At 57.8% G+C, this 13,324-nt stretch carries 10 protein-coding genes and 1 tRNA gene; 1 reads left to right on the plus strand and 10 read right to left on the minus strand.

The genetic code is table 11. The annotated features are described in order from the left end of the window. The 9 genes from F0155_RS02180 to F0155_RS02220 all read right to left on the minus strand — a co-directional run bounded on the left by F0155_RS02180 (window position 1) and on the right by F0155_RS02220 (window position 11,587). Complete coding sequence (locus tag F0155_RS02180) at window positions 1-990, minus strand: DUF808 domain-containing protein (RefSeq protein WP_150522843.1); 990 nt, start codon at window positions 988-990, stop codon at window positions 1-3. A gap of 42 nt (window positions 991-1,032) precedes the next feature. Next, window positions 1,033-2,658: a saccharopine dehydrogenase family protein gene (locus F0155_RS02185; protein ID WP_150522844.1), complete on the minus strand. Its 1,626-nt coding sequence runs from the start codon at window positions 2,656-2,658 to the stop codon at window positions 1,033-1,035. Then, window positions 2,655-3,110, minus strand: a complete 456-nt coding sequence (locus tag F0155_RS02190; RefSeq protein WP_150522845.1) for a thiol-disulfide oxidoreductase DCC family protein — start codon at window positions 3,108-3,110, stop codon at window positions 2,655-2,657. The genes F0155_RS02185 and F0155_RS02190 overlap by 4 nt, the downstream gene beginning before the upstream one ends. A gap of 38 nt (window positions 3,111-3,148) precedes the next feature. Then, complete coding sequence (mgtE, locus tag F0155_RS02195) at window positions 3,149-4,558, minus strand: magnesium transporter (RefSeq protein WP_150522846.1); 1,410 nt, start codon at window positions 4,556-4,558, stop codon at window positions 3,149-3,151. 380 nt (window positions 4,559-4,938) lie between these two features. Then, window positions 4,939-7,524, minus strand: a complete 2,586-nt coding sequence (locus F0155_RS02200) for a methyl-accepting chemotaxis protein (protein ID WP_150522847.1) — start codon at window positions 7,522-7,524, stop codon at window positions 4,939-4,941. 70 nt (window positions 7,525-7,594) lie between these two features. Beyond that, window positions 7,595-8,758: an ABC transporter substrate-binding protein gene (locus F0155_RS02205; RefSeq protein ID WP_150522848.1), complete on the minus strand. Its 1,164-nt coding sequence runs from the start codon at window positions 8,756-8,758 to the stop codon at window positions 7,595-7,597. Between the two features lie 230 nt (window positions 8,759-8,988). Next, on the minus strand, window positions 8,989-10,824 hold the full coding sequence (locus F0155_RS02210) for a hybrid sensor histidine kinase/response regulator (protein WP_161599738.1): 1,836 nt from the start codon (window positions 10,822-10,824) through the stop codon (window positions 8,989-8,991). Window positions 10,825-11,051: 227 nt separating this feature from the next. After that, window positions 11,052-11,138: transfer RNA gene (locus tag F0155_RS02215), tRNA-Leu, on the minus strand. 182 nt (window positions 11,139-11,320) lie between these two features. Beyond that, the gene (locus tag F0155_RS02220; protein ID WP_150522850.1) at window positions 11,321-11,587 is read right to left on the minus strand and encodes a FliM/FliN family flagellar motor switch protein; all 267 of its coding nucleotides are present in this window, start codon (window positions 11,585-11,587) and stop codon (window positions 11,321-11,323) included. A gap of 110 nt (window positions 11,588-11,697) precedes the next feature. Here F0155_RS02220 and lipB point away from each other — a divergent pair, with 110 nt between their 5' ends. Beyond that, entirely contained in the window at window positions 11,698-12,405 is a 708-nt protein-coding gene (gene lipB / locus F0155_RS02225) for a lipoyl(octanoyl) transferase LipB (RefSeq protein ID WP_150522851.1), read from the plus strand. Window positions 12,406-12,409: 4 nt separating this feature from the next. On the opposite strand, the gene F0155_RS02230 is transcribed toward lipB, so the two are convergent. Beyond that, complete coding sequence (locus tag F0155_RS02230; protein WP_150522852.1) at window positions 12,410-13,306, minus strand: NAD-dependent epimerase/dehydratase family protein; 897 nt, start codon at window positions 13,304-13,306, stop codon at window positions 12,410-12,412. Window positions 13,307-13,324 lie beyond the last annotated feature (18 nt).

Consider the following 13,324-nt stretch of genomic DNA (forward strand, 5'->3'; position numbering starts at 1 on the left):
TCACTGCCCGTCAGGCGCATCCTTCTTGCCGCGCAACATGTGCCAGAGGGGCTCGATCACCTTGGCGACAATGGGGATCAGCAGCAGGCCCAGAGCGAGGCCGAAGACGCCGTCCATGGCGGCTGTTGCAAACCAGGTCACGAAGCCTTCCGCCGTCACGCCCCAGGACAGAGCCATCTGCGTCGCCTGATCGGCAAGGTGATGGATGGTCGTGTAAACGCCCTTCTGGCCGAGGTCCTTCAGGCCGTGAATGACAATTGACCCGCCGACCCAGAGCATCGCTGCCGTGCCAACGGTCGTCAGAACCTTCAGGAAGGTCGGCATGGACTTCACGATGCCCCGACCAAGGGCGCGGAACATCGCAAGAGAGCTTTCCTGAGACAGATGCAGGCCGAAATCATCCGCCTTTACGATCAGGGCGACGGAGCCGTAGACCATTACCGTGATACCGACCGCCACCACAGCGAGTGTCGCGGCTTCCATCCAGATGGTGCCATCGGGGATGGCGGCAAGTGCGATAGTCATGATCTCTGCGGAGAGAATGAAGTCTGTCTTGATTGCCCCGCTGACCCGTTGTTCCTCAAGATGAGCGGCATCGACAGCTTCCGCGACTGTTTTCGGTACTTCCGCGTGTTTGTGGGCAAGGACGTGCCAGATCTTTTCCGCCCCCTCAAAACACAGATACGCCCCGCCAAGCATCAAAAGCGGCGTGATGACCCAGGGCGCAAACGTGTTGAGCAGCAGTCCCGCTGGGAGCAGGAAGACCAGCTTGTTGAAGATCGACCCACGGGCAATGCGCCAGACGATGGGGAGTTCGCGTGCGGGCGAAAATCCGGTGACATATTTGGGAGTGACTGCCGCATCGTCGATCACCGCGCCCGCTGCCTTGGTCCCTGCCTTTGCGGCCTGCGCTATCACATCATCCACAGATGCTGCTGCCACCTTGGCAATCGCGGCAACATCATCAAGAAGGGCAATCAATCCGCTCATGTCCGGTCCTTGAGTATTTTTGCGTGCCCTCGGGTAACGAACCTAAGGTGATTTGGCAATGGGTGGCCGGAGTGAAATTCCCGCAGGGGCACGTGAGAGATGCCCGCGATAGCGAATGATCAGGTGTCCGGATACGGGTGCTTTAAGTGCCACATCGAAATGAAAGCGACCCTCCTCGACATATTCCCGCGCCTCTGACCGGGGCAGCAGGAAGGCCGGGATCGGGAGGACGCCGATGCGCCCGGAAGTGACGGGAAAATGCAGGCTCCCGTCATTGACATGAAGACCGAGCCGGAAGGTCATCAGGCCGAAGCGCTCGGTCATGCCCCGGTCGGTCGGGCTGAGGTGCGAGTGGAAGCGGTTAGCGCCGAACCGCCGCTCCCATGTTTCCCCGGTTTCGTCGGCAGACTTGGTGACTTCAACGTCTACGCCCGCGCCTTGTGCAGGAAACCGCATGACAAAGGCAATCAGCCGAGGAAAGATGCCCTTTCCGCGTTCGACATCGGCCTTTCCCGCCCAGCGGCTGACTCCAATGGTTTCATGGGTTTCGCGGATCTCCGGCGGAAGGCGGTCAAATGCTTCCCTCAACACCTTTCGGAAGGCCGGCACGACAGGTTCGCGGACAATCTCCGTGGTCGTTTTCAGTCCGTCCATTGCGGCTTCCGCCTCTTGAAGCGACACGGCACCAAGGGCGGGCGCAGCTCCTGACGGCAGGCTCTTTCTGCGCAACAGCGCGCGCGCTGAAATTGCCGGGATGAAGGGACCGTCCCCCTCCTCTGCCAGCAAGCGCCAATAACGCCGCTCGCCGCCAGCCACCACCATTACCGACATGCCGCCACTGCCGGTGCCGAAAGGCTCCAGCAGGTCTGCTGCCCGTTTGAACACCTTCACCAAAGGCAGGCTGACCGCGAAAGGAAAGACGCGGCGGAGCAGCGCAAAGGCGGCAAGCCCGTAGCGCATGACGGCAAGCTCCAGTCCGGCGCGAAACAGCACCGTATCCGCGTTGAAATGGGCAGGAAACAGCCGGTGATCCGGCACCGCAATCTGCCAACCCTGACGGACCACGCCTTTGGGCAGGCGATAGGATTTCGGATCGGACCAGCCATGGCTTTGTATCCAATCCCCTCCCCGCCAGACGGAAAACGGACGACCTGCCTGTGACAGAATGGACTGCATTACCGAAAGACCGCGCGGACTGCGGTTCCCCGGCAGGATCGCGGTTTCGATCATCTCCGGCCGGTCCCCAGCGGCAAGCGCTGCGACCGCAGCCGACGAGAGAGCGGGAACCGACGACAGACCCGACAAAACACATACCCCGGCCAGTCTTGCGTGCTCGTCCAGTTCGCTGATGCCGAGGCAGAAATCTGTGTCGTCGCACAGATCCAGATAATGTGTGCCCTGCAGGATCGCCGAGCGGGCGACCCGATAAGGGTCCTGCCCATAGGCATGAAACGGCCCGGCTGCGTCCACCACCACATCGAAATCCGCAATGCAGTCGAGCGGTCCGGACCGGTCGACCCTTGCCGCCAGACAGCCGATATCCGAAGCAAGGCTTTCCGCCTTTTCCAATGAACGCCCGGCCACGGTCACCTCGTGGCCATCGCGCACCAGAAGCCGCGCCAGCCGCTCGCCGAAAACGCCATAACCGCCGAGAATGAGAACTTTCATCGGATCAACCGTTTCTGGAAGTCGGGATCGGGAATGGCGCACATGTCACCCTTGCCGAACAGGCGATAGCGGTTGCGAGCCACCTTGCGATAAAGCCAATCCCGGAGCGGCCTTGGCAGCACTTTCAGCGCAAGAACAAGATTTCCCAACCCGCCGAGGCGCTTGCCCGCGTGAATGATCGCCTCCATGTCCCGGTAGGCCGCGCCGCCGTCCAGAAACAGCCAGCTCTCGGGATCAAGATGGCTAATGTGATGGTGGTCGAGAATGCCTGTTCCCAATGGCGACTGAACGGGACAAATGCGAATGTCTCCGCTTCGGTCCAGCCGATGGATCATCCGCGCGCCCCAGCTGCACAATGCACACTCGGCATCCATCACGGCAATGGGTTTTGGGCCAAAGCCGTCTGAACCGTTCGGGAGCACTTCTTCGGCTGCGGACCATCTCGTCGTCATCAGCCTCACTCCCTCCCGTTACAGATGTTCAAGGTCGCTCAAAGCGGCAAGCCGAACCAGTAGGCCGCGATGCCGAGGAAGGCGAAGAAGCCGACGACGTCGGTGACGGTGGTCACGAAGACGCTTGAGGCGATGGCCGGGTCAACATTCACCTTGTCGAGCGCCATGGGGATAAGCAGGCCCGACAGACCGGCAAAGACCATGTTGATGACAATAGCGCCGCCGATGACGACACCAAGACCCGGGTTGCCGAACCACATCCACGCAGCAACACCGATGAGGATGGCCAGCACCACGCCGTTGAAGAAGCTGACGAGGACTTCACGATTGAGGATGCGCCACATGTTGCGGGTCGTCAGTTCCTGGGTCGCAATACCACGCACGGCAACGGTCATGGTCTGCGTGCCGGCATTGCCGCCCATGGACGCCACAATCGGCATGAGCACCGCGAGCGCGACCATCGCCTCGATTGTGTCCTCAAACAGGGCGATGACGAGCGAAGCCAGAATGGCAGTGCCAAGGTTGACCACCAGCCATGTCAGGCGCGAGCGCGCAGTCGTGAGCACGTTATCGGAGATTTCTTCATCCCCGACACCGGCCATTGCCATGAAGTCTTCTTCGGCTTCTTCCTGAATGACGTCGACGATGTCATCGAAGGTCATGACGCCGACGAGGCGTTCGTTGTCGTCCACCACCGCGGCAGAAACGAGGTTATAGCGCTCGAAGGTTCTGGCGACTTCTTCCTGATCCTCTGTCGCCTCGATTGCGTAGCGGGTTTCCTCCATGATGGAAGTCACCTGCTCGTCCCGGCGGGTTCTCAGGATCTTGTCGAGGTGAACGGTGCCCAGCAGCTTGAAGCCGGGGTCGACAACGTAAATCTGGTAGAAGCTGTCGGGAAGGTCCTGCGCCTCGCGCATGTAGTCTATCGTCTGGCCTATGGTCCAGAACGGGGCGACCGCGATGAACTCGGTCTGCATGCGGCGGCCCGCACTGTCTTCCGGATAATCCAGAGCCTTCTTGAGCTGGATCCGCTCAAGATAAGGCAGCTCTTCAAGAATTGCCGCCTGATCTTCCGCGTCAAGGTCTTCCAGAATGTAGACCGCGTCATCAGAATCCAGTTCGCCAAGACCCTCGGCGATGACCTCGTTCGGCAGGTCTTCCAGAAGCTTGACGCGGATGGCTTCGTCGGTTTCCGTAAGGGCGGTATAGTCGAAGCCAGCTCCCAGAAGGCGAACGAAACCCGTCCGCTCCTCTTCGCTGAGCGCTTCAAGGAGGTCACCGGTATCGGCTTCGTGCAGATCGCTGGCAAGAAGCTCAAGCGCGGCCTTGTCCTGCGCCTCGATGGCCTCTTCAACCGCTTCGATGAAATCGTGGTTGAGATGTCCCTCGTCGTCGCGAACCGGGATCGGAGCAACATCTACCGGATCGGCAAGTACCTCAGCCTGCATGTCCCCTCCTCAAAAGCGCACTATATGCACCTTAACACAACCAGATCGGGTCGCTTTCCCGGTTTGCGATATTTTGCATCGCGCTCCAGATTGACCCGGACACTATCCGGGAACCTGACAGACTTCCAGAGTTACCAAGGGGAAAACCCACAAGGAAGCCAAAGAATTGGAGATTTTTGCTAACGAAAAAGGCGCGCCCCTCCCGGACTGATTGCAGCGCAAAAAAAGGCCAACCCCGCAAGGTTGGCCAGTTATGTGCATCATTACGATAGTGGGACGCATGATGCGGGTGCGATGAACAGGAGCACGGTATCGCGAAGCTCAAACTTTCTGCGGGAACGCGCGACCTTTCTGGCTACGCGTCCCGAACTTGGCTGCCGTCAGGCTGCAGCAACCTTTCTGAGGAAGTCCTCCACAACGGTTTTCATCTGGACGGTCTGGGTCGCGACCAGATTAGAGGTTTCCTCCACCTTCGCAGCGGACAGGGAGCTGTCGGCAACGGCATGCTGGACGGCGGCAATATTGGCGGTGACTTCCTGCGTTCCTTCGGCAACGCCCTGGACGTTTTCGGAGATTCGGGCGGTAGACGCGCCCTGCTCTTCCACAGCACCAGCGATGGAAGTCGTGGTCGTATTGACTTCCTCCATAACGTCCCGGATGGCCTGAATAGCTTCCACGGTTTCCCCGGTGGACGCCTGAATGGCGGAAATCTGCGAGGAAATTTCCTCCGTCGCCTTGGATGTCTGCGTGGCGAGTTCCTTCACCTCTGCGGCCACGACTGCAAAGCCCTTGCCTGCTTCGCCAGCGCGCGCTGCCTCGATGGTTGCGTTGAGGGCCAGCAGGTTGGTCTGCTCTGCAATTGCCTGAATGAGGGTCACAACCTCACCGATCTTTGCAGCCGCCTCTTCAAGGCTCTGGACCTTTTCGGTCGCGCCGCGAGCATTGGCCGTCGCACTGGAGACGATTTCCGTTGCGCGGGTGACGCGCTCGGCGATTTCGGTGATGGAATGCGACAGCTCCTCTGCAGCCCCCGCGACCATCTCCACATTCTTCAATGCCTGTTCGGAATTGCTGGATGCCTGATTGGTCTGGGTATCGGTCTTGCGTGAGGCTTCCGTCAGGCTGGCTGCAGTTTCCTGCATGAACTCCATTTCAGACTGGACAGTTGACAGCGCCGTTTCGATTTCGGTCCGGAAGCTCGTAATCAGGGCTTCCACAGTGGCTTGACGCTTGCGCTGGCCTTCGCTTTCCTTGGTTGCCGCCTGTTCCAACCGCTCGCGCTCTGCGGCATTTGCCTTGAACACGCCCAGCGCCTTGGACAAATCCCCGATCTCGTCGGACCGGTTCATCTCCCGCACCTGAATATCGAGATTGCCACGCGCAAGTTCCTGCAGAGAGCGGACCATTTCCGACAGCGGGCTTACCAGGCCGCGATCGACGACGATAAGGCCGACAGCCGCTGCAATGCCAAGGCTTACCACCCCGATGACCACAAGCGCCGTGGACCCGGTTGCAAACAGGCTACGGATCTTGACGGCCTGCTGGTCGATGGCGCCGACCTCAAGATCGATCAGGCCGGAAACAATACGGCCCAGTTCGTCCACATGAGCGAACATCTCGCCCAGTTCCTGATCTGCTTCGGTCTGGATCTGCAGTTCTTCAGTGTAGTCACTCAGGATGCCGTTTTCGGCATTACCCAGAACGAGCAGCTTCTTGAGCTCGGCGACAACCTTCTGATCACCCATACCCGCCATCGCATTTTCGATCTGCAGACCGGTAGAGAGCAGCTTTTCCTTGATCGGCCGGATCTGATCGATGTCTTCGGCGTTTGCCCCTTGCACGATCGTGGCGATGTACATGTTTGCCAGAGCCTGCGTCTGGAGCATGTTCTTCAGTTCGCCAACCTGCTCGTTCAGGAGTTGATCGATAATGGCCGTGTTTTCGCCAACGGATCGTTCGGTATCGATGGTCAGGTCAAAGGTCTGATCGTCAACCACCTCGACGAGAACGTTGTCGATGGCTTCCTGGAGCGCTTGTGCCCGACTGATGGTCTTGCGCTCACGTACACCGCTGATCCATGTGTTCTTCTTGCGAATGTCGACGACTTCCGCAGCCAACTTCATGAATTCTGTAAATTGCTCGGACGCACCGACATCCGTACCAAGGTCAGCCAATCGGCTCCGGAAGGTATCCAGCTTGGTCATGGAGGCTTGCAGCTTGTCGACAAAGATGGTCGAAACCGAGCTGTCATCCACGAATGTGGCTGCGTTGATCAAACCGACCAGCATGTTGATTTCACCGCGCAATTCCAGCATTGCGCTCAGCTTCGCCATTTCCACATTGGCAAGCGTGTCCATGATTTCGCGGCTTTGCTCGGTCGCTTTTTCCCCGCCAATGACGACGTCGAAATAGGCATCGTCCACAACGGGCAGGATGACCATGTTCAAACCGTCAAAACCGGAGAAGAGCTCCAACAGCTTGCCGTTCACCTTTGTGCGGGTCTGGATCCTGCGATCCGTGATCTGGGTCAGATCGGAGATATTGGTCTCGAAATAGTTGATTTCCTTTGAGAGCGCATCAACCGCAGCCTTGTTGGCGTCCGTGACCACGATGCTGGCCATGTTGGATTTCAACTCGGCGATACCATCCTGAAGCTTGGTAACAGAAACCGACTTTTCATCCAGCGTCCGGCTGTTTGCGACCTTCGACGCGGCATCTGACACATCCGTACTGGCAACAGCCATTTTCGCGGCACTGCCGATTGAGGGCAGGTTTTGCGAGGCCATTTTCTCAAACCCGCTTCCCACTGTGGCAAAGGAAATCAGGCCGATCCCGATGGCAACAGCCGTCAGAGCAATGAAGATCCCCATTGCGGTGTAGAGCTTCCCCTTCACCCTCAAGCCACGAAGGGGGTTCAGAGCGGTTCCGCCGCTCGATTTAGCAGATTTTCCAAAATCAGATTTCACGGCGCTTCACCATTTCTTGCACAAGCATCGGAAAAGAACGGCACCCCCCGGTGCCGTATTGAATGCAGGTTCAGTTTGTGTTTGCGACCGGAGCAAAACTTCCATCCGGCTGGATTTCCGTCAGGAAAACGTCATCCATGCCCTGGCTGTCTCCGGGGCCGAAGGTCAGCTTGATGCCGCCCATATCGAAGGTTCCGGTGTTCCAGATCGTGTTGAGGAAAGAGGCCCGGGTCACGTTTTTGCCAGCCTTTTCAAGAGCCATCACGGTCAAGCGTCCGACGATATAGCCCTCCAGCGTGACGAACTCCGGCTGGGCGGACGCATCGACGGCCTTGAGTGCCGCCTGATACTCGCGCACAAGCGGAATGGTTTCATCCCACGGGAATGGAACCACCTGAGACACGATCACGCCGTCTCCATCCGCTCCGAGCGCCTGTGAGAGCGCCTTGGAGCCAACGAAGGAGATATTCACAAACTCTGCATCGACGTTGATCTGATGAGCCACCTTGATGAACTCGGCGATCGGGCGATAGGCCCCAACCATGACGATGGCCTGCGGTTTCGCCTTGCGGATCTGCAGCAGCGCGGATTTCACTGCAGTCGTGTTTCGCTGATAGGTGCCTCTCGCGACGAGCTCCAGGCCCCTCTTCTTCATGGCCGCTTCAACACCGGCCAGACCCACCCGGCCAAAGCCGTCGTCCTGATAGAGAATGGCGATCTTGTCCATGCCCTTTTCGTCATGCAGATAGCGGATCCACGTCTCGGTTTCAGCGGCGTAGGTGGCCCGAACATTGACGATATTCTTCAGCGCCGGATCCCGCAGGAAACCGGCTCCCGTGAATGGTCCGATGAAGGGAACATTCTCTTCGGTGGCGATTGGCTGGGTTGCTGCTGATGTTGGCGTCCCGACCGGTCCGATGAGGGCAAAGACCTTGTCATCGCGAATAAGCCGCTTCACCTGCATGATCGACTTTCCGGGCTCATAACCGTCGTCATAGCTGATCAGGTCAATACGGCGACCGGCAACGCCGCCCTTCGAGTTGGCTTCGTTGAAAGCAGCCTCAATGCCAAGCTTCATGCCGGTGCCCAAGGCTGCCGCCGGTCCTTCGAGCGCTGCCGCCTGCCCAAACAGGATCGACTTGTCGGTTACGCCAGTCTCAGCCGAAACAGGGGTCGTTGCGAACAAGACACCGGCCAAGGTTGAAAGCAGCAAGCTCCGGGAAGAACGCGACATCGTAAGCCCTCACGAATCTATGGGTGTGTTTTTCATCTACACAACCATAAATTCGGAAACGCTTAACAAAGAGTTTTCCCTGCGTCAGCTTTATGTATTAAGCAGCTCTATATGTCATTTTTCACAATGAAAAAGCGATCTTCACCATAATCAATACTGCTCCCGACCATTAATACCGGATGCTTTACCCACGAGCCGAACAAAGACAACCAGAACAGCGCAAGACATGTTCAATCAGCTTCAGACCGATTCATGTTGGCTTCCAGCTGCTGCAGGAACCCTGCAAGACTAAACGGCTTTCGGAAGAACAAATCTGCTCCGCTTTGCAATGCCGGTTCCCGGAACGTGTCCAATCCGCTAATGGCGCAAATAACGGGTCGATCGGTATTCGAAACGACAGACTTGATGATCTCCAATCCGTCATGCTGACCGGGCATGTTCATGTCCACCACAAGGACGTCAAAATCCTGTTTAGCCAATAGCGACATTGCCGAAGTGCCGTCAGTTGCGGATTTTACGTCAAACCCGCTATCGCCAAGATATTGGCACAGGAGGTCGGTCAGGAGGACTTCATCCTCCACCACGAGGCATGTCTTGCCCGCGCTGCCCGTCCCCTTTGTAGAAGTATCCAGCGCGCGCTCCGTCCTGACCATCTTGGCAATGCAATCCGGTGAGAACACAACACCTGTTTCAAGCAGATCCTCGCAGTTCAGTTCGTGGGCACTTTCGATGTCTTCCCGTATCTTCCAGTAACGCAGCCACGGGCGAACAGCTTCCTTGACCACCTCCTGCCCGACCAGACGAGCATCGCTGAGGGTCGGCTGCTCATAGCGATCGGCGACCACGCTCTCGCCGCCAACGGCAAAGGGAAGTGAAACAGTGAACACCGTTCCTTTCCCGACTGTGGAATTGACGTCTATCTGCCCACCGAGCAGCGCCACAAAGTCTTTCGTGATGGCAAGCCCCAAGCCTGTACCGCTGGTTGAAGCTCCAGTGCGGACATAGGGTTCAAACAGCTCAGTCAGGGCCTTGCCCTCAATCCCCCGCCCCCAATCTTCCACAAGCAGTCGAATGCCACCTTGTGGTTCCTGCTCCAAGCGAACCCGAGCAGCCCGCGTTCCCGAGTGCAGGAGTGCATTTCGGATCAAATTCAGAACGATCTGATGAAGACGCGCTGCATCACCGTTCCAGATCAACGGGAAATCCGGCTTCACATCCAGGACCACGACGACGTCCGGGGCAGCGATATGCGTGCTTTCGCAAGCCCCTTTGACGGCTTCCGGCAAATCGAATGGCTTTTCCGAGACCTTTGCCAACCCCGAATGAGTTGCCCCCATGTCCAGCACATCGTTCATGATCTCGGTCATGTTGCGGGCAGATCTTTCGATGGCCGAAATCATCTGACGGCTGCTTCCGTCTTCCCCGGACTTCATGAGGCGCTCCGCAGCGACCGCGATCGTCATCATCGGCGTGCGCAACTCATGGCTCATCGTTTCCAGAAGTCGGGATTTGCTTTTCTCGGATTTTTTCAGGCTTTCGTTGGTCCTCGCCAGATCCTCAGCGAGCGCTTCAACATTCAGGAGTGCCTCACTCAGACGCTGCTCCCGCTTCAGACGATGGCGATGGACAGCATAGGACGTCGCAGTGCACAGGGCCAGCATTCCAAGCATGTTCGGAAAGCTCAGAGGGTGAGACCAAATCGGATCGCCGACCGGGGCACGAATGCCGGTGATCACGATCCCGATAGCAGTCGCAACTGCCAGAAAGATAATCAGCCTGACACTGCCGGTGAAACTCGCAAAGCACGGGACGGCAAGAAACCAGACGACACCGATATTCGGAACGTCCCGGTGAATGTCCAGATTGATGACTTGGAAAATAACGGCACAAAACAAGGCAACGGCGATTGCCCTTGGAGGATCATTCCTCAGCAAAAACGAAACCCCACCATAAATCGCGCCCCCAGCAAGAACGATGAGGGCGGATTTCACGCTCAAGAACAGACTGCAAATTGCGATGATGAGGGTGAGGCCGCTGACCCAGTAAACATACTGGGTGAATAGCATTTTGTTCGCGAAACTTGCTTTTTCTTCTTTTTCTTCGACCACTCCACCACTCATATGCTGGCGCCATGCCTCCGGTGCGCCTGTTATCATCAGGATGAAAAGCCGAACCGGGTACGGAAACTATTGTTTCCGCTACGATAGACCGAAAATGATCGAGCAACAATGAGCTGGGCAGATAACAAAAAAGCGCCCTGAAAGGACGCTTTTGTTTCAACCTGATGGTTGAATGGTGCGGTCGAGAAGACTCGAACTTCCACGGGTTTTACCCCACAGCGACCTCAACGCTGCGCGTCTACCAATTCCGCCACGACCGCATTTTTCAAGCCCGGCGCGTTGGTAGGAGAAGCGTTTGTCTGCCGCTCCGCGCCGAGGGCCTCCGTGTAGCAAAAGGGATTTTGGCACGCAAGCTGAATTTTCGAAAAGAACGGGTCAGTGGATAAAGTTTTTTGCGTGTAAAGCCAACCGCTGCGTAACCACCCGTCACCTGCGATCATTATCAGAGCGGGCCATCCGTGCGCATGGGCCGGATTTCCGGGCCACGCATGAGAATCTCGGTGATGGAGATGCCGATCCGTTCGCCCAGAAGCACCACCTGCCCTGTCGCAATCAGGGTCTTGTTGGCATAGATCTTCACGTCGTCATCTTCACCGACATCCAGATCGATAACCGCACCACGGCCCATACGCAGCAACTGGTGGATCGGCATCTTGGACGTTCCGAGCACCACGGATATATCTACATAGATGTCATCAAAGGTGGTCATTTGGACCAAGGTTCCTTATGAGAAGACGAACACATACAGGGCCCGTGCGAATTAACAGGCCGTTAACCTTCGATACCGCACCGAAAAAGTTTACAAAAGATTAACAGCACATGCCAGCCCCGGACCGCCAGCAGCTCGCGCTCGACTTTTCCCCCATTGAAGGCTCCCCACCGGTTGAATGGGTCATCGAGGATGACCTTGTTGACTATGAACAGGCCATTGCCGAGATGGAATCCCGGGTTGCGGCCATCAGCGAAGGGAAAGCCAATGAGCGGGTCTGGCTGCTGGAGCACCCTCCCCTTTATACGGCAGGAACCAGTGCGGACGAGGCGGACCTGATCATGCCGGACCGGTTCCCGGTCTACAAGGCTGGCCGGGGTGGCCAGTATACCTACCATGGCCCCGGGCAACGGGTCGCTTATGTCATGCTGGACCTGAAGCGCCGCCAACAGGATGTCCGTGCCTTTGTTGCGGCTCTTGAGGCATGGGTGATCAACACGCTCTGGAACTATCATGTGCGCGGCGAACGGCGGGAAGACCGCGTCGGAGTGTGGGTTCGTCGCCCCGAGCGCAGTGCGACCTCGGAAGACAAGATCGCGGCCATCGGCATTCGCCTTCGCAAATGGGTGACATTCCACGGCATCAGCCTGAATGTGGAGCCCGAGCTGGATCATTTCTCAGGCATTGTCCCCTGCGGCATTCAGGAACACGGCGTCACCAGTCTGGTAGACCTTGGCCTGCCGGTCACGATGCCGGAAAACGACATGGTCATGCGGGCGGAATTCGAAAAGATCTTCGGACCGACGGCGCTGCTTTAGAAGCCTACCTCGCTCCGGCAGCGCCCTGCAGGGCGACGCTCAGGCTGGAGACATAATGTTCCAGCTTGGCTTTGCCACCCGGGTTCCAGCCAAGGACCTTCAGTTTGCCCGGCTCCAACACACCGAGCGGACCGGGTGCGCGTGCAGGTGGCGGCACGGGTATGGCCATCTCACTGGCATAAAGCGACAGCAGCTCGTGGCGATCAAGCAGCAGATCTGAAACATTGAAAATGTCGAAGACGGCGCCCTCCGGCCTTTCGCTCTCCAGAACGAGTGACACCGCACTGGCCACATCCTCGCCATGGACTTCTGTGCCCAGATGCGGCTCGATCTTTGCTCCACGGGCAAAGGCGCTGAAGAGGCTGGACCACTTGTCGCGAGAGCGCCCGGGAGGCGTTCCGTAAACGCTGGCAAGGCGGAGAGCTGTTCCGGCAAAGGTGTCGTCGCACAGGTTTTCTAGCGCCATTTCTCCGGCAATCTTCACCTGACCATACAGACTGTCCGGACCGAGCTCGGCATCTTCCTTCAGCACCGCCCAGTTTCCGCTATTTGCATAGACAGCATCGCTGGACAGGCATATCGCGTGGCGGATACCTGCTAGCTTTGCGGCTTCGAAAATCCGGATCGCTCCGCCGACATTCAGTTCAATGAAGCTATGCGGGTCATCCCCTTCTCCGTCGCGATACTTGCCGGGCACGTGGGAAAACGCCGCATGCACCAGTGCATCAGCTTCGGGAAGTGTCACTTCTTCGTCGGCAAGGTCCCATGCATGGAAGGCAACGCCATCAAGCTCAACGGTTTTGCGGCCAAGACAGGTGACCTTGTGCCCGTCCTCGGCCAAGCGCGCAGTGATAAACCGGCCCACCGTTCCGGAGGCACCCGACACGAGAATATGCTTCATTGTCACCCTAACCAACAG

It is taken from the genome of Roseibium sediminis (assembly GCF_008711325.1).
In the GTDB taxonomy this organism is placed as follows: domain Bacteria; phylum Pseudomonadota; class Alphaproteobacteria; order Rhizobiales; family Stappiaceae; genus Roseibium; species Roseibium sediminis.